14 protein-coding genes are annotated in these 16,476 nt (G+C 56.9%); 8 read left to right on the top strand and 6 right to left on the bottom strand.

Annotated features, from left to right (window positions below):
* Positions 1-25: 25 nt before the first annotated feature.
* The 5 genes from dtd to A3466_RS05085 form a co-directional block, all read right to left on the bottom strand.
* Positions 26-463 carry a D-aminoacyl-tRNA deacylase gene (gene dtd / locus A3466_RS05105; protein ID WP_063449680.1) on the bottom strand — a complete coding sequence of 146 codons (438 nt, stop codon included), beginning with the start codon at positions 461-463 and terminating at the stop codon, positions 26-28.
* Positions 460-1,341, bottom strand: a complete 882-nt coding sequence (locus A3466_RS05100; protein ID WP_063449679.1) for a virulence factor BrkB family protein — start codon at positions 1,339-1,341, stop codon at positions 460-462. Before A3466_RS05100 ends, dtd begins: the two co-directional genes overlap by 4 nt.
* A complete protein-coding gene (gene yihX / locus A3466_RS05095) occupies positions 1,335-1,934 on the bottom strand; it encodes a glucose-1-phosphatase (RefSeq protein WP_063449678.1) in 600 nt (199 codons plus the stop codon). The genes A3466_RS05100 and yihX overlap by 7 nt, the downstream gene beginning before the upstream one ends.
* A gap of 118 nt (positions 1,935-2,052) precedes the next feature.
* Complete coding sequence (locus A3466_RS05090) at positions 2,053-2,853, bottom strand: DeoR/GlpR family DNA-binding transcription regulator (RefSeq protein ID WP_063449677.1); 801 nt, start codon at positions 2,851-2,853, stop codon at positions 2,053-2,055.
* A 34-nt stretch (positions 2,854-2,887) separates the two neighbouring features.
* Entirely contained in the window at positions 2,888-3,784 is an 897-nt protein-coding gene (locus tag A3466_RS05085) for a sugar kinase (protein WP_063449676.1), read from the bottom strand.
* A 155-nt stretch (positions 3,785-3,939) separates the two neighbouring features.
* Between A3466_RS05085 and yihU the strand changes: the two genes are divergently transcribed.
* From yihU to ompL, 7 genes are all read left to right on the top strand, one after another.
* Entirely contained in the window at positions 3,940-4,830 is an 891-nt protein-coding gene (yihU, locus tag A3466_RS05080; protein WP_063449675.1) for a sulfolactaldehyde 3-reductase, read from the top strand.
* A gap of 17 nt (positions 4,831-4,847) precedes the next feature.
* A complete protein-coding gene (gene yihT / locus A3466_RS05075) occupies positions 4,848-5,723 on the top strand; it encodes a sulfofructosephosphate aldolase (RefSeq protein ID WP_063449674.1) in 876 nt (291 codons plus the stop codon).
* 14 nt (positions 5,724-5,737) lie between these two features.
* Complete coding sequence (yihS, locus tag A3466_RS05070) at positions 5,738-6,979, top strand: sulfoquinovose isomerase (RefSeq protein WP_063449673.1); 1,242 nt, start codon at positions 5,738-5,740, stop codon at positions 6,977-6,979.
* 16 nt (positions 6,980-6,995) lie between these two features.
* The gene (locus tag A3466_RS05065; protein WP_063449672.1) at positions 6,996-9,020 is read left to right on the top strand and encodes an alpha-glucosidase; all 2,025 of its coding nucleotides are present in this window, start codon (positions 6,996-6,998) and stop codon (positions 9,018-9,020) included.
* A 45-nt stretch (positions 9,021-9,065) separates the two neighbouring features.
* Positions 9,066-10,448 carry an MFS transporter gene (locus A3466_RS05060; protein ID WP_058646063.1) on the top strand — a complete coding sequence of 461 codons (1,383 nt, stop codon included), beginning with the start codon at positions 9,066-9,068 and terminating at the stop codon, positions 10,446-10,448.
* Between the two features lie 43 nt (positions 10,449-10,491).
* Positions 10,492-11,916, top strand: coding sequence for an MFS transporter (locus A3466_RS05055; RefSeq protein ID WP_063449671.1), 1,425 nt, complete (start codon positions 10,492-10,494; stop codon positions 11,914-11,916).
* 74 nt (positions 11,917-11,990) lie between these two features.
* Positions 11,991-12,677 (top strand): porin OmpL, encoded by a 687-nt coding sequence (ompL, locus tag A3466_RS05050; RefSeq protein WP_049001364.1) that lies wholly within the window; start codon positions 11,991-11,993, stop codon positions 12,675-12,677.
* A gap of 51 nt (positions 12,678-12,728) precedes the next feature.
* Here ompL and typA read toward each other — a convergent pair whose 3' ends face one another.
* The gene (typA, locus tag A3466_RS05045; RefSeq protein ID WP_003861927.1) at positions 12,729-14,552 is read right to left on the bottom strand and encodes a ribosome-dependent GTPase TypA; all 1,824 of its coding nucleotides are present in this window, start codon (positions 14,550-14,552) and stop codon (positions 12,729-12,731) included.
* A 377-nt stretch (positions 14,553-14,929) separates the two neighbouring features.
* On the opposite strand from typA, the gene glnA reads away from it, so the two are divergent.
* Positions 14,930-16,339, top strand: coding sequence for a glutamate--ammonia ligase (gene glnA / locus A3466_RS05040; protein ID WP_003861925.1), 1,410 nt, complete (start codon positions 14,930-14,932; stop codon positions 16,337-16,339).
* Positions 16,340-16,476: the final 137 nt, after the last annotated feature.

Here is a 16,476-nt window from a genome sequence, read left to right as displayed (position 1 = left end):
ACCCGCGGCCAGGCCGCCAGCTGGCTCAAACCTGGAGCCAGAATGTGACGGGGCCATCGTTCACCAGCGAAACCTGCATATCCGCAGCGAATCGTCCGGTTTGTGTATTCATGTCCTGTTGGCGACAGCGCTCAACAAAATACGCGTAAAGGGCTTCTGCGCGATCCGGTGCCGCGCCCTTCGAAAAACTCGGGCGCATGCCGCGCTCGGTATCGGCGGCCAGCGTAAACTGGGAGACCACCAGCACGCTGCCGCCAGCCTGTTGAACGTTCAGGTTCATCTTGCCTTCCGCATCGCTGAAAATCCGGTAGCCCAGCACGCGCTCGCACAGGCGGTTGGCTTTTTGTTCGTCATCATCCTTTTCGACACCCAGGAGCACCAAAAGTCCTGGGCCAATTTCACCCGTCACCTCATCCTCCACGGTGACGCTGGCACGGGTTACGCGCTGAATTAATGCAATCATGGTTGGTCTGCTTCTTGTTGTTTTTCAGCTTCTGCTGCTTTTTTGAGTTCGCGGTAAACCCCGAGAGTGACAGTTATTTCGGCGCCAAGCAAGACGATACACCACGTCCAGTAGACCCAGACAAACAAAATGGGGATCACCGCCAGCACGCCGTAAATCAGCTGATAAGAGGGGAACATGGTGATATAAAGCGCAAATCCCTTCTTGCCCAGCTCAAAGAGCAACGCCGCGACCAGCGCGCCAACCACGGCATCCCGGTTAGGTACACGCGTGGTTGGCACCACGCTATAAAGCAGCCAGAACGAAAGCCACGATAAAATCAGCGGGAAGATGCGCAGCATGTTATCGATCACGCTGTTTAAGTCACTCGCCCAGCGCAGCGAAAGAAGGTAGGAACTGATCGCCAGGCTCGCCCCCGCCAGCAAGGGGCCGAGGGTTAATATCATCCAGTAGACGGCAAAGGAATAGACCTTCGGGCGAACTTTTTTGCTCCGCCAGATGGTGTTGAGCGCGCTGTCGATGGAGTACATCAGCAGCAGCGCGGTGACAATCAGCCCACACGCTCCCACCGCCGTCATCTTGCTGGAGTTAGCAACAAACTGTTCGATGTAGTTCTGGATCACGTCACCGGTGGCAGGAATGAAGTTCGCAAAAACGAAATGACGAAGCTGCATGCTCACATCGGCAAACATCGGAAACGCCGAAAAAAGCGCAAAAATCACCGCCACCAGCGGAACCAGCGAGAGCAACGACACGTAGGCGAGATTGCCTGCCAGCGTGGTCATGTTGTCCTCATCAATGCGGTGCCAGAGGAGTTTCAGCCACGCCCTGAGCGGGCGCGTGTGGTGGTTGGCTTTTTGATGAACGGTTTTTAGCATAACTGCTTCGCAAAGTAGTTCGGTATCGTCTCTTTTCCGGTCACCAGAACGGAGGTGATGCCTAACTGGTTAGCCCCTTCTATATTATCGGCGTTGTCGTCAAAAAAGACCGCATCCGCCGCCGTGAATCCTTCTTCCTGCAACACCGCCTGGTAGATGCGCGCCTCCGGTTTACGCATCCCCATCTCCTGGGAGAGATACACTTTATCAGCCGCCGCGTGGATCTCCGGGTATTCATCCGGCCAGAAGGTGGTATGCAGGCGGTTGGTATTAGACAGCACAACAACGCGATGCCCCTGTTCGCGCAGCTTGTGCATGATGTCGATCACTTCGGGGCGGATCGCGACAAATATGGCCTGCCAGCCGTGGGAAAACTGCTCGTAGCTTAACGAGAGACCCATTTCCTGGCAGAAACGCTCTGCGAACGTTTCATCACTAATCTCACCGCGCTCGTGCAGATGGAAAGTCTCGCCCATCGCGAAATTCTGCTTTAACGTCGCCAGCGGAACACGGCTAAAATCGCTCCATGCGCCCAGCACCCGGTTAAAATCGATATCGACGATTACATTTCCTAAGTCAAAGATATAAAGCATGTTTATCTCCTTTCGCCGTGGAAAAGTAACTGTAGCGGGAAAGAGAAACTTTAGCTATGCGCCAGATTCAGCTTAGAGAAAGGAAAGGCCCGAATCGACATATCGGGCCATCAGAAGGTCAGCCAGCCTGCTGCTCTTCTCCGGAATTGACTTCGACAACTTCAACCTTGCTGGATTTGAGGTGGTTTTGCAGCGCCGAGCCGGGCAGCTCATCGGTGAACAGCGCCGTCGCCTGCGCCACGTTGCCGATTTCAACCGCCGCGGAGGCATGGTATTTCGTATGATCGGCCGCCAGTAAAATGTGGCGGGAGTGGGCGATCATGGTTTTCACCACGCTGGCTTCGTTGACATCAAACTCCATCATCGCGCCGTCGTGTTCAATCGCCCCGACACTGGTCACAAGGTAGTCCGCCCGGAAGCCCGACACAAACGCCGTCGCCGCCGGGCCGATAATGCCGCCGTTGTGCGGACGCAGCGTGCCGCCCGGCACCATCACTTCAAAGCGCGGATTCTTATACAAAATATGCGCCACCCGCAGGCTGTTGGTGATGATGCGCAGATGATTATGGTTAAGCAGCGCCCGGGCAACGTGCTCCACGGTGGTCCCGATAGTAATAAAGATGGTCGAGCCATCGGGAATATAGTCCGCAATGGCTTCGGCAATCGCCCGCTTCTCTGCGGTCAGCGAAACTTCGCGCTGCTCGAACGCCGTGTTTACCACGCTGGACGCCCTGCCCGCGCCGCCATGATGACGCGTAATCAGCCCCTGCTCGCTCAGCTTGCGGATATCCCGACGCACCGTTTGCGTGGAGACATCCAGCAGTTGCGCCAGCTCATCAATGTTCATATAGCCACGATCGGCAATCAGCGTCAGCAGCTGATCGTGACGCGGGTTGCCGGTCAGTTCGGTAAGGCTCATGGGCTGTCCTCTGAAAACCATCACGCCCCGCATTTTATACAAAAAGTGACAAAAAAGAGCGGGTTTGATCACAGTCGGGTATACCTGCGCGCCCGCCGGGCTTTGTGCATTTCAGCGCTGCGACGGCGCTGGCAAAACGCACGGCGTCTGCGGCGGTGGATTGCTGTCCCAGGCTGAACGCCAGCGCACCGTGGAAAACGTCGCCCGCGCCGGTGGTATCCACCACGTTCACCTCAAAGCCGGATTGATGACACAAGGCGCCGTTTTCCAGCCAGAAGCAGCCGTCTCGCCCCTGCGTGACATACACATGTCCATTTGTGAGCGTTTGTGCTTTTCTCAGGGCATTTTCTGTTTTATCCCGCTGCGTAAGGCGGCGCAGCCCCGGCGCGGAGAAGGCCGCGTGGTCGCTTAAGGCGATCAGTTCAGCGATATCCTGCGGGGTGACATCCGCATCAAGCAACGTCGGTACGCCCTGCTGACGGGCCAGGGTAAATGCCTGTTTTGCCCCGTCATGCCAGCGCACGTCTGCTAAGACAATATCCCACTGGGAGAAGTCGATTTCATGCAGCCAGTCTGCCCCGGCGGGCAGATCGGGACTGGGGTAGTTGGCAATCACTCGTTCTCCGCCTGCGTCCACCAGCACTGCCGATTGCGACGAGCGGGCTCCCTTAACTACGCGCGTATAGCGGGTGTTCACCCCCAGGGATTCCAGCTCCGCGAGCAACCGTCTGCCGGTATCGTCGTCCCCCACCCGGCCAATAAAATCCACTTCCGCACCCAGTTTTGCCGCGGCCACCGCCGCCGTGGCCGCCGGGCCGCCGCCCACTTCCGTGTAGTCTTTCGCGACATATTTCCCTCCTTCCTTAGGTAAATCATCGAGATACCAGATGCGATCCAGCACGGTAATGCCGACACAAACGATGCGAGTCATGGTGATTCCTTCTGCGATTTCTGATGCCTTCATTTTAATTTCACCAAATGTTTAAAAAGTGACCCGTGTCAATTTTTTGACTATAAATTACAAATACGATCAAAAACAGACAACACAAACGCGCAAAAATTGACACGATGTGACAGGAGAGAGGCATGTCAGCAATCGCATTTATCGGTTTAGGGCAGATGGGCGCGCCAATGGCGAAGAATCTGTTGAAGCAAGGTCATCAGCTTAGCGTCTTTGACGTGAATCCGCAGGCGGTTCAGGCGCTGGTAGAGAGCGGCGCACGGGCGGCGGCTACGCCTGCTCATGCCGCAACGGATGCCGAATTCGTCCTCACCATGCTGCCAAACGGCGACCTGGTGCGCAGCGTGCTGTTCGGCGAGCACGGCGTGTGCGAAGGGTTATCCCGCGACGCACTGGTGATTGATATGTCCACCATCCACCCGCTGCAAACCGACGCGCTGACCCGCGACATGGCTGAGCGCGGCTTCAGCCTGATGGACGTGCCCGTGGGACGCACGTCTGACCATGCCATCGCCGGCACGCTGCTCCTGCTGGCAGGCGGCACCGCGCAGCAGGTGGAACGCGCCACCCCCGTCTTAATGGCGATGGGCAATGAGCTGATTAACGCTGGTGGGCCGGGCATGGGCATCCGCGTGAAGCTCATCAATAACTACATGAGCATCGCCCTGAACGCGCTTTCCGCCGAGGCGGCGGTGCTGTGTGAAGCGCTTGGCCTCTCCTTTGACGTGGCGCTGAAGGTGATGAGCGGCACGCCGGCGGGTAAAGGCCACTTCACCACCTCATGGCCGAATAAGGTGCTGAAAGGGGATCTTTCACCCGCCTTCATGATCGACCTTGCGCATAAAGATCTGGGGATCGCCCTCGACGTGGCTAACCAGCTCCACGTTCCGATGCCGCTGGGCGCGGCGTCTCGCGAAGTTTACAACCAGGCACGCGCCGCCGGGCGCGGGCGCGAAGACTGGACGGCCATTCTTGAACAGGTTCGCGCATCTGCCGGGCTGAAAAAATCACACTGATACGAAAGGACTGAGGAATGACGATGTACACCCTGAAAGATATCACCCGACCTTCCGGCGGTTTTGCAATGCTGGCCGTGGATCAGCGCGAAGCGATGCGCCTGATGTTTGCCGCCGCAGGCGCGCCGGTGCCGGTAACCGACCAGCACCTGACGGATTTTAAGGTCAACGCGGCGAAGATTCTGTCGCCGTACGCCTCTGCCATTCTCGTCGACCAGCAGTTCTGCTATCGCCAGATTGTGGAGCAGCAGGCCGTAGCCAACAGCTGCGCGATGATTGTGGCGGCCGATGAGTTTATTCCGGGGAACGGTATTCCGGTCGACAGCGTGGTGATCGACAAAAGCATCGACGCCCAGGCGGTCAAACGCGACGGCGGCAAGGCGCTGAAGCTGCTGGTGCTGTGGCGTAGCGATGAAGATCCGCAGCAGCGCCTGGAGATGGTGAAAGCGTTCAATACGCTGTGCCACGACAACGGGCTGCTGAGCATTATCGAGCCGGTGGTGCGTCCGCCGCGTCGCGGAGCCGCGTTTAACCGCGAACAGGCGATTATCGATGCGGCCAAAGAGCTGGGCGACAGCGGTGCCGACCTCTACAAGGTGGAGATGCCGCTGTTTGGTAAGGGCACGCAGCAGGAACTGCTGGCGGCCTCGCAGAAGCTGAACGAGAACATTGCCATGCCGTGGGTGATCCTCTCCTCCGGTGTGGACGATAAGCTGTTCCCGCGCGCCGTGAGCGTGGCGATGCAGGCAGGGGCATCGGGCTTTTTAGCCGGTCGCGCCGTCTGGTCATCGGTGATTGGCCTGCCGGATACCGAGCTGATGCTGCGTGATATTTCCGTACCAAAACTTCAGCGTCTGGGTGAGATCGTCGACGAAATGATGGCTCGCCGTTAAGAAAGGACCCGAACATGAAATGGTTTAACACCCTGAGACACAACCGCTGGCTCGAACAAGAGACCGACCGCATTCTCGATTTCGGCAAAAACGCCGCCGTACCGACCGGCTTTGGCTGGCTGGGCAATAACGGGCAGGTTCGCAGCGATATGGGCACCCATCTGTGGATCACCGCCCGCATGCTGCACGTGTACGCGGTGGCGGCAAACATGGGCCGTCCCGGCGCGTATACCCTGGTTGAGCACGGCATTAATGCACTCAACGGCCCGCTGCGCGACAAACAGCACGGCGGCTGGTACGCCTGCGTAAACGATGAAGGCGTAATTGATGCCTCCAAGCAGGGCTATCAGCACTTCTTCGTCCTGCTGGGCGCGGCGAGCGCCGTCACCACCGGCCACCCGCAGGCACGCAAGCTGCTGGACGATGCCATCGAGGTGATTGAGCGCTACTTCTGGAGCGAACAGGAGCAGATGTGCCTGGAGTCCTGGGATGAAGCCTTCAGCAAAACGGAAGATTACCGCGGCGGTAACGCCAACATGCACGCCGTGGAAGCTTTCCTGATTGTCTATGACGTGACCCACGACCGCAAATGGCTCGACCGCGCCCTGCGCATCGCCTCGGTGATTATTCACGACGTAGCGCGCAAAGGTGAGTATCGCGTTAACGAGCATTTCGACACCGACTGGAACCCGATCCGCGATTACAACATCGATAACCCTGCTCACCGCTTCCGCGCCTACGGCGGCACGCCGGGACACTGGATTGAGTGGGGCCGCCTGATGCTGCACCTGCGCGCCGCGCTGGAAGCCCGCTTTGAAACCCCGCCTGAATGGCTGCTGGAAGATGCGAAAGGCCTGTTCCACGCCACCATCCGCGACGCCTGGGCACCCGACGGCGCCGACGGGTTTGTCTATTCCGTGGGCTGGGATGGCAAGCCAATCGTGCGCGAACGCGTGCGCTGGCCAATCGTTGAGGCGATGGGCACGGCCTATGCGCTCTACACCGTCACCGGCGAGGCGCAGTACGAAGCCTGGTATCAGAAGTGGTGGGATTACTGCATCAAGTACCTGATGGATTACGAAAACGGTTCCTGGTGGCAGGAGCTGGACACCAATAACGAAGTGACCACCAAAGTCTGGGACGGTAAGCAGGATATTTACCATCTGCTGCACTGCCTGGTGATCCCCCGCCTGCCGCTGGCGCCGGGCTTAGCGCCTGCCGTCGCCGCCGGATTGCTGGATAGCCAGGCCAAATAATAAAGACGGAGTTTTTATGCGTACCCTACACAATATTGACCTGAAAAATAACGAACGTGGCTTCACCCTGCGCTGGCAGGATCGCCTGATTTTGTCTCACTCCGAAGAAGCGCCTTGCTTGTGGATCGGTGCAGGCGAGGCCGATATCGAGATGTTTCGCGGCAACTTTAGCATCAAAGACAAGCTCAACGAAAAGATTGCCCTGACGGACGCGACCGTCACGCAGCAAAGCGCGGGCTGGGCGATCCGCTTTACCCGCGGCGATGCGGTGAGCGCCACGCTGCTGGTGGGCGTGGATGCGGAAGGCCGTCTGGAGCTGAAGCTGAAAAATGATGCCGCCAGCCATAACCGCATCTGGCTGCGGCTGGCGGCGCAGCCGGAAGATCATATCTACGGCTGCGGCGAGCAGTTCTCGTACTTCGATCTGCGCGGCAGGCCGTTCCCGCTGTGGACCAGCGAGCAGGGCGTGGGCCGCAACAAGCAGACCTACGTCACCTGGCAGGCCGACTGCAAAGAGAACGCGGGCGGCGATTACTACTGGACCTTCTTTCCGCAGCCTACCTTCGTGAGCACCCAGAAGTACTACTGCCACGTGGATAACAGCTGCTACATGAACTTTGACTTCAGCGCGCCGGATTTCCACGAGCTGGCGTTCTGGGAAGATAACGCCACGCTGCGCTTCGAATGTGCACAAACCTACATCGATCTGCTGGAAAAACTGACCGGCCTGCTGGGGCGCCAGCCTGAGCTGCCGGACTGGGTGTACGACGGCGTGACGCTGGGCATACAGGGCGGCACCGAGGTGTGCCAGCAGAAGCTCGACGCTATGCGCGAGGGCGGCGTGAAGGTGAACGGCATCTGGGCGCAGGACTGGTCCGGCATCCGCATGACCTCCTTCGGCAAACGCGTGATGTGGAACTGGAAGTGGAACAGCGAACTCTATCCGCAGCTTGATGAGCGGATTGCGAAGTGGAAACAGGAAGGGGTGCAGTTCCTCTCCTATATCAACCCGTACGTCGCCAGCGATAAAGATCTCTGCGAAGAGGCGGCGAAACGCGGCTATCTGACCAAAAACGCCGACGGCGAGGATTACCACGTTGAATTCGGCGAGTTCTACGCGGGCGTTATCGACCTGACCAACCCGGAAGCCTACGGCTGGTACAAAGAGGTCATTAAAAAGAACCTGATCGAACTGGGCTGCGGCGGCTGGATGGCCGATTTCGGAGAATATCTGCCGACCGATACCTTCCTGCATAACGGCGTGAGCGCGGAGATCATGCATAACGCCTGGCCTGCCCTGTGGGCCAAATGTAACTACGAGGCGCTCCAGGAAACCGGCAAACTCGGGGAGATCCTGTTCTTCATGCGCGCGGGCTACACCGGCAGCCAGAAGCACTCGGTGATGATGTGGGCGGGGGATCAGAACGTTGACTGGAGCCTGGATGACGGTCTGGCGTCCGTCGTGCCTGCGGCACTGTCGCTGGCGATGACCGGGCACGGCCTGCACCACAGCGACATTGGCGGCTATACCACCCTGTTCGAGATGAAGCGCAGCAAGGAGCTGCTCCTGCGCTGGTGCGACTTCAGCGCCTTTACGCCGATGATGCGTACCCACGAGGGCAACCGCCCTGGCGACAACTGGCAGTTCGACGGCGATGCGGAAACCATCGCGCACTTTGCGCGCATGACCACCGTGTTCACCACCCTGAAGCCGTACATCAAAGCTGCGGTTGCGCAGAACGCGAAAAGCGGCCTGCCGGTGATGCGTCCGCTGTTCCTGCACTACGAGGACGACGCGCGCGCCTACACGCTGAAATACCAGTACCTGTTTGGCCGCGATCTGCTGGTGGCACCGGTTCATGAAGAGGGCCGCCGGGACTGGTCGCTCTATCTGCCGCAGGACAGCTGGGTCAATGCGTGGACGGGGGAAATCTGCCAGGGCGGTGACGTGACCGTAGATGCCCCGATCGGCAAGCCGCCGATCTTCTATCGCCAGCACAGCGAATGGGCAGATCTGTTTAGCACCTTACGTGATATCTGATAAGGCTCGCCCGCAGGGAAACCTGCGGGCAGACGGAGAACAATAATGAGTCAACATACTTCCGATCCGGCAACCCTACGCCTGCCGTTTAAAGAAAAACTCGCCTACGGGATGGGCGATCTCGGCTCTAACATCCTGCTGGATATCGGCACGCTCTATTTGCTGAAGTTTTACACCGACGTGCTGGGGCTGCCCGGCACCTACGGCGGGATTATCTTCCTGATTGCGAAGTTTTTTACCGCCTTCACCGATATGGGCACCGGGATCATGCTCGACTCCCGACGCAAGATTGGCCCGAAAGGGAAATTCCGCCCGTTCGTGCTGTATGCGGCCTTCCCGGTGACCTTACTGGCGATTGCCAACTTCGTCGGCACGCCGTTTGAAATCACCGGTAAAACGGTGATGGCGACGGTGCTGTTCATGCTGTACGGCCTGTTCTTCAGCATGATGAACTGCTCTTACGGCGCGATGGTGCCGGCCATTACCAAAAACCCGGACGAACGCGCCTCGCTGGCGGCCTGGCGTCAGGGCGGCGCCACGCTCGGCCTGCTGCTCTGTACGGTGGGCTTTGTCCCGGTGATGAACCTGATTGAGGGTAACGACCAGCTTGGCTACATCTTTGCCGCCACCCTCTTCTCGCTGTTCGGGCTGTTCTTTATGTGGTGGTGCTATAAGGGCGTCACCGAGCGTTACGTCGAGACGCAGCCTGCTAACCCGGCGCAAAAGCCGGGGCTGTTGCAGTCGTTTCGCGCCATTGCTGGGAACCGTCCGTTGTTTATCCTGTGCATCGCGAACCTGTGCACGCTGGGCGCGTTTAACGTTAAGCTCGCCATTCAGGTCTACTACACGCAGTACGTGCTGAACGACCCGATCCTGCTGTCGTACATGGGCTTCTTCAGCATGGGCTGTATTTTTATCGGCGTCTTTATGATGCCCGGCGCGGTGCGGCGCTTCGGCAAGAAAAAGGTCTATATCAGCGGGCTGGCAATTTGGGTGGCGGGCGATCTGCTTAACTATTTCTTCGGCGGCGGCTCGGTGAGCTTTGTGGCGTTTTCCTGCCTGGCGTTCTTCGGCTCCGCGTTCGTGAACAGCCTGAACTGGGCGCTGGTGTCCGATACCGTGGAATACGGCGAGTGGCGCACCGGCGTGCGCTCCGAGGGGACGGTCTACACCGGCTTTACCTTCTTCAGGAAGGTATCCCAGGCGCTGGCCGGCTTCTTCCCGGGGATCATGCTCACGCAGATCGGCTATGTGCCCAACGTGGTGCAATCCGCCGGGACGGTTGAAGGGCTGCGGCAGCTGATATTTATCTACCCGAGCCTGCTGGCGGTCATCACCATCGTGGCGATGGGCTGCTTCTACAACCTCAACGAGAAGATGTATGTGCGCATCGTGGAAGAGATCGAACTGCGCAAACGTACGGCATAAATGACGTGATAGAGCGCCCTGCGGGGCGCTCTGAGGATCGACCATGACACACAATACTGATCCGTTAACCCTGAAATTGAGCCTGCGAGAGAAGTGCGCCTACGGGATGGGCGATTTTGGCTCGAACCTGATGCTGTGTATTGGCACGCTGTACCTGCTGAAGTTTTACACCGATGAACTGGGGATGCCCGCGTTCTACGGCGGCATAATTTTCCTGGTGGCGAAGTTTTTCACCGCGTTTACCGATATGCTGACCGGGGTGCTGCTGGACTCCCGGCGAAACATCGGAGCGCGGGGAAAATTCCGGCCATTCATTTTGTATGCCTCCGTGCCGGTGGCGCTGGTCGCGACGGCGCAGTTTATGGCCAACGACTTTAGCCTGACGGTCAAAACGGCCCTCGCCACCGTGCTCTTCATGATGTTTGGGCTCTGCTACAGCCTGATGAACTGCGCCTACGGTGCGATGGTCCCTGCCATCACCAAAAACCCGAACGAGCGCGCGCAGCTGGCGGCGTGGCGACAGGGCGGCGCAACGGTGGGGCTGTTGCTCTGCACCGTCGGCTTTATGCCCATTCAGGCGCTGTTCGTCAGCCAGCCCTCCCTCGGCTATCTGGTGGCCGCGCTGGTGTTCGTCACCGGCGGCCTGTTCTGCATGTGGTGGTGCTACAGCGGGGTGAAAGAGCGCTATGTCGAGATAACGCCCGATCACCATAAGCCCGGCATTCTGAAATCGTTCTGTGCGATTTTCCGCAATCCGCCGCTGCTGGTGCTGTGCATCGCCAACCTCTGCACCCTCGCCGCGTTTAACATCAAGCTGGCGATTCAGGTCTATTACACCCAGTACGTGCTGAACGATCTGCATCTCCTGTCGTGGATGGGCTTTTTCAGCATGGGCTGCATTCTGATTGGCGTGTTTCTGGTGCCCGGCGCGGTGAAGCGCTTTGGCAAGAAGCCGGTCTATCTGGGCGGACTGGCGCTGTGGGCGGTGGGCGACGTGCTGAACTTCTTCTGGGGAACCAGCTCCCTGCTGTTCGTACTCTTTTCCTGCATGGCCTTTTTCGGCACTGCGTTTGTGAACAGCCTGAACTGGGCGCTGGTGCCGGATACCGTTGATTACGGCGAGTGGAAAACCGGCATTCGCGCCGAGGGATCGGTTTACACCGGCTACACCTTCTCGCGCAAAATCTCCGCCGCCCTCGCCGGCTTCCTGCCCGGCATCATGCTGACCCAGATCGGCTACGTTCCTCATGCGGTGCAAAGCGCGGGCACGCTGCTGGGTTTGCGTCAGCTTATTTTCCTCTGGCCGTGCGGCCTGGCAATCGTCGCCGCCGTGACCATGGGGCTGTTTTATAAACTCAACGAAGCGCGCTTCGCCTTTATCATCGAGGAGATTGGAAAACGGAAAAAACAGTCAGCGAATACCCCTGAGATAACACCCAACAATAAAGCGTCAGCAGTCACTTTATAACAATAAATTCGGCCCGTATTTCCTTCCTGTTCATCAGGAGGGAGGCCTTTCTGTACCTGATACATGGACAAATTATGAAAAGAATCATCACTGTACTGATCGTGTCGTCTGTGTCCTGCCCGGTATTCGCCGGGGCCTATGTTGAAACCCGTGAAGCCTACAATACGGCCTCTGAGCTGCACGAGGTGATCCTGCGTGCCGGCTATAACTTCGATATGGGCGCGGGGCTGATGTTCACCAACGCCTACAACGTGGGGAGATGGGATGAGCTAAAGCACAGCTATAACGAAATAGAGGGGTGGTATCCGCTCTTTAAACCGACGGACAAACTCACCTTCCAGCCGGGCGGGTTGATCAACGACAGCAGCGCCGGTTCGGGTGGCGCGGTTTATTTAGATACCAACTATAAATTCACGGACGGGTTTAATCTGACATTCCGCTATCGCTATAACCATAACAATTACGATACGCCGGACTATAACGGGCAGATGGATAAGAACGACACGCACGAATTCGCCAACTACTGGAATTTCAAGGTGACGGATGCGTTTTTCTACACCTTTGAGCCGCACTTTTTCCAGCGGATAAATGATTACCACAGCAAAAATGGCAAAGACCATCACTGGGAAATTACCAACAAGTTCAGCTACAGGATCGACAGAAACTGGCTGCCGTACCTCGAGCTTCAGTGGCTGGACCGATGGAATGATTACAACCGCGAGCAGTACAGGATCCGCCTGGGGTTACGTTATTCGTTCTAATAAAAAAGCCGCTGATTTCTCAGCGGCTTTTTTTACTACGGATTGACCGTATTAGTCTTCTTTCGCACCGCGCATAGCACGTTTACGATCGTTCTCGGTCAGGTGACGTTTACGGATACGAATTGACTGAGGCGTCACTTCGACCAGTTCGTCATCATCGATGAATTCCAGAGCCTGCTCCAGGGTCATCTTGATCGGTGGAACCAGAACCGTTGCTTCGTCAGTACCGGACGCACGCATGTTGGTCAGTTTCTTACCGGTCAGGCAGTTTACCGTCAGGTCGTTAGAACGGCTGTGAATACCGATGATCTGGCCTTCGTAAACTTCAGCACCGTGACCCAGGAACAGCTTACCGCGATCCTGTAAACCGAACAGCGCAAACGCAACCGCTTTACCCTGACCGTTGGAGATCAGCACGCCGTTGTTACGCTGGCCCACTTCGCCCGGACGTACATCGTCGTAGTGGCTGAAGGTGGAGTACAGCAGACCCGTACCGGAGGTCATGGTCATGAACTCGGAACGGAAGCCGATCAGGCCACGGCTTGGGATCACGTAGTCGAGACGTACGCGGCCTTTGCCATCTGGATTCATGTTTTTCAGGTCGCCTTTACGCTCGCCCAGCGCCTGCATCACAGAACCCTGGTGCTGCTCTTCAACGTCCAGCGTTACGTTTTCGAACGGCTCTTGTTTACGGCCATCGATTTCGCGGAAGATAACTTTCGGACGGGAAACCGCCATCTCGAAACCTTCACGACGCATGTTTTCAATCAGAACGGACAGGTGCAGCTCACCACGACCGGAAACGCGGAATGCATCAGCGTCTTCGGTTTCTTCAACGCGCAGCGCAACGTTGTGCACCAGCTCTTTGTTCAGGCGGTCAAGGATCTGACGAGAGGTAACGAACTTACCTTCTTTACCACAGAACGGAGAGGTGTTGACGTTGAAGAACATGGATACGGTTGGTTCATCAACGGACAGGGCTGGCAGCGCTTCAACGTTCTGCGGATCGCAGATGGTGTCGGAGATGTTCAGTTCACCCAGACCGGTGATGGCGATGATGTCGCCCGCTTCAGCGATGTCGCTCTCGATACGCTCAAGACCCAGGTGAGTCAGGACTTTACCGACTTTACCGTTACGGGTTTTGCCTTCGCTATCGATGATAGTGACCTGCTGGTTAGGCTTCACTTTACCGCGCTTGATACGACCAATGCCGATTACGCCAACGTAGTTGTTGTAGTCGAGCTGGGAGATCTGCATTTGCAGGGTGCCTTCCAGGTCAACGTTTGGCGCAGGAACGCGGTCAACAATCGTCTGGTACAGCGGAGTCATGTCTTCAGCCATGTCTTCGTGATCCAGACCCGCGATACCGTTCAGCGCAGAGGCGTAAACGATAGGGAAGTCCAGCTGCTCGTCGGTCGCGTCGAGGTTAACGAACAGGTCGAATACCTGGTCAACAACCCAGTCAGGACGCGCGCCAGGACGGTCAACCTTGTTGATCACAACGATAGGTTTCAGGCCGTGGGCAAATGCTTTTTTGGTCACGAAGCGCGTTTGCGGCATAGGGCCATCAAATGCGTCAACCACCAGCAGCACGGAATCCACCATGGACATCACGCGCTCAACTTCACCACCGAAGTCGGCGTGCCCTGGGGTATCAACGATGTTGATACGGTAGTCATTCCATTTGATAGCGGTGTTTTTGGCGAGGATGGTAATCCCACGCTCTTTCTCCAAATCGTTGGAGTCCATCACACGCTCTTGAGTTTCGGCACGAGCATCAAACGTACCAGACTGCTGTAGCAGCTTATCAACCAGGGTAGTTTTACCATGGTCGACGTGCGCGATGATGGCGATATTACGCAATTTTTCGATCACAACTTTGCCTCAGGCATTTAGAAATAGCGCGTTATTGTACACGGATTAATCGCACTACAAAACAGGATCACAAACATCCCCCGCAAACAAGTATTGCAGAGATGCTTTGTGATCGCTTTCACGGAGCGGTAAAAGGGCACTTTAACGTAAATTGCACCAATATGGTGCTCAATGTTCACATTGAAGCACTATAATGGTGCAACGAATCCAATGTGGTGCAGCCCTTCTGCACTATGGTGCGCATGATAACGCCTTTTGGGGGTGTTTTAAAAGTTGGCACAGATTTCGCTTTACAGAAATACAGTAAAAATATGGCAGCCCAGCCGATTTGAAGACCTCGTTACCACGACGACAATGACCAATCTGGAGAGTTAAGTATGTCCGCTGAACACGTTTTGACGATGCTGAACGAACATGAAGTGAAGTTTGTTGATCTGCGCTTCACCGATACCAAAGGTAAAGAACAGCACGTCACGATCCCTGCTCATCAGGTGAACGCCGAATTCTTTGAAGAAGGCAAAATGTTTGACGGCTCCTCCATTGGCGGCTGGAAAGGCATCAACGAATCCGACATGGTTCTGATGCCAGATGCAACCACTGCGCTCATTGACCCGTTCTACGAAGAACCTACGCTGATCATCCGCTGCGATATCCTGGAACCCGGCACGCTGCAAGGCTATGACCGTGACCCACGCTCCATCGCAAAACGCGCTGAAGAGTACCTGCGCTCTACCGGCATCGCAGACACCGTTCTGTTCGGGCCAGAGCCAGAGTTCTTCCTGTTCGACGACATCCGTTTTGGTGCTTCCATTTCTGGCTCCCACGTGGCTATTGATGACATCGAAGGCGCATGGAACTCTTCCACCAAATACGAAGGCGGTAACAAAGGTCACCGTCCTGGCGTGAAAGGCGGTTACTTCCCGGTTCCTCCGGTCGATTCTTCACAGGACATCCGTTCTACCATGTGTCTGATCATGGAAGAGATGGGCCTGGTTGTTGAAGCGCACCACCACGAAGTGGCGACGGCTGGCCAGAACGAAATCGCTACCCGCTTCAACACCATGACCAAAAAAGCGGATGAGATTCAGATCTACAAATACGTTGTGCACAACGTTGCGCACCGTTTCGGTAAAACCGCGACCTTCATGCCAAAACCAATGTTCGGCGATAACGGTTCCGGTATGCACTGCCACATGTCCCTGTCCAAGAACGGCACCAACCTGTTCTCTGGCGACAAGTACGCGGGTCTGTCTGAGCAGGCGCTGCACTACATCGGCGGTGTTATCAAGCACGCTAAAGCGATCAACGCCCTGGCGAACCCGACCACCAACTCCTACAAGCGTCTGGTCCCAGGCTACGAAGCACCGGTGATGCTGGCTTACTCTGCCCGTAACCGTTCTGCGTCTATCCGTATCCCGGTGGTGGCGTCTCCGAAAGCGCGTCGTATCGAAGTGCGCTTCCCGGACCCGGCGGCTAACCCATACCTGTGCTTCGCAGCACTGCTGATGGCCGGTCTGGACGGTATCAAGAACAAGATCCACCCAGGCGAAGCAATGGACAAAAACCTGTACGACCTGCCGCCAGAAGAAGCGAAAGAGATCCCACAGGTTGCCGGCTCTCTGGAAGAAGCCCTGCAAGCGCTGGACGCAGACCGCGAGTTCCTGACCGCTGGCGGCGTGTTCACCGATGAAGCGATCGACGCTTACATCGCGCTGCGTACCGAAGAAAACGACCGCGTTCGCATGACGCCGCACCCGGTTGAGTTCGAGCTGTACTACAGCGTTTAATTGATTTGTTTTGCCCGGCGCTTTCGCGTCGGGAGTAGTTGCCGTGGAAACTTTAGCCCATCTTCGGATGGGCTTTTTTCTCCACCAACAACCTGATCTCACGCGCTTTTTACCTTTAAAACGCTATACTGCACTAA

This window comes from Enterobacter genomosp. S (assembly GCF_001631805.1).
Taxonomy (GTDB): Bacteria; Pseudomonadota; Gammaproteobacteria; order Enterobacterales; family Enterobacteriaceae; genus Enterobacter; species Enterobacter quasihormaechei.
This window is presented reverse-complemented; position numbering and strand designations above follow the sequence as displayed.

Excerpts from the sequence above, each read along its gene's own strand:
- dtd (WP_063449680.1), bottom strand. The coding sequence starts at position 463 with ATGATTGCATTAATTCAGCGCGTAACCCGTGCCAGCGTCACCGTGGAG.
- A3466_RS05100 (WP_063449679.1), bottom strand. The coding sequence starts at position 1,341 with ATGCTAAAAACCGTTCATCAAAAAGCCAACCACCACACGCGCCCGCTC.
- yihX (WP_063449678.1), bottom strand. The coding sequence starts at position 1,934 with ATGCTTTATATCTTTGACTTAGGAAATGTAATCGTCGATATCGATTTT.
- A3466_RS05090 (WP_063449677.1), bottom strand. The coding sequence starts at position 2,853 with ATGAGCCTTACCGAACTGACCGGCAACCCGCGTCACGATCAGCTGCTG.
- A3466_RS05085 (WP_063449676.1), bottom strand. The coding sequence starts at position 3,784 with ATGACTCGCATCGTTTGTGTCGGCATTACCGTGCTGGATCGCATCTGG.
- yihU (WP_063449675.1), top strand. The coding sequence starts at position 3,940 with ATGTCAGCAATCGCATTTATCGGTTTAGGGCAGATGGGCGCGCCAATG.
- yihT (WP_063449674.1), top strand. The coding sequence starts at position 4,848 with ATGACGATGTACACCCTGAAAGATATCACCCGACCTTCCGGCGGTTTT.
- yihS (WP_063449673.1), top strand. The coding sequence starts at position 5,738 with ATGAAATGGTTTAACACCCTGAGACACAACCGCTGGCTCGAACAAGAG.
- A3466_RS05065 (WP_063449672.1), top strand. The coding sequence starts at position 6,996 with ATGCGTACCCTACACAATATTGACCTGAAAAATAACGAACGTGGCTTC.
- A3466_RS05060 (WP_058646063.1), top strand. The coding sequence starts at position 9,066 with ATGAGTCAACATACTTCCGATCCGGCAACCCTACGCCTGCCGTTTAAA.
- A3466_RS05055 (WP_063449671.1), top strand. The coding sequence starts at position 10,492 with ATGACACACAATACTGATCCGTTAACCCTGAAATTGAGCCTGCGAGAG.
- ompL (WP_049001364.1), top strand. The coding sequence starts at position 11,991 with ATGAAAAGAATCATCACTGTACTGATCGTGTCGTCTGTGTCCTGCCCG.
- glnA (WP_003861925.1), top strand. The coding sequence starts at position 14,930 with ATGTCCGCTGAACACGTTTTGACGATGCTGAACGAACATGAAGTGAAG.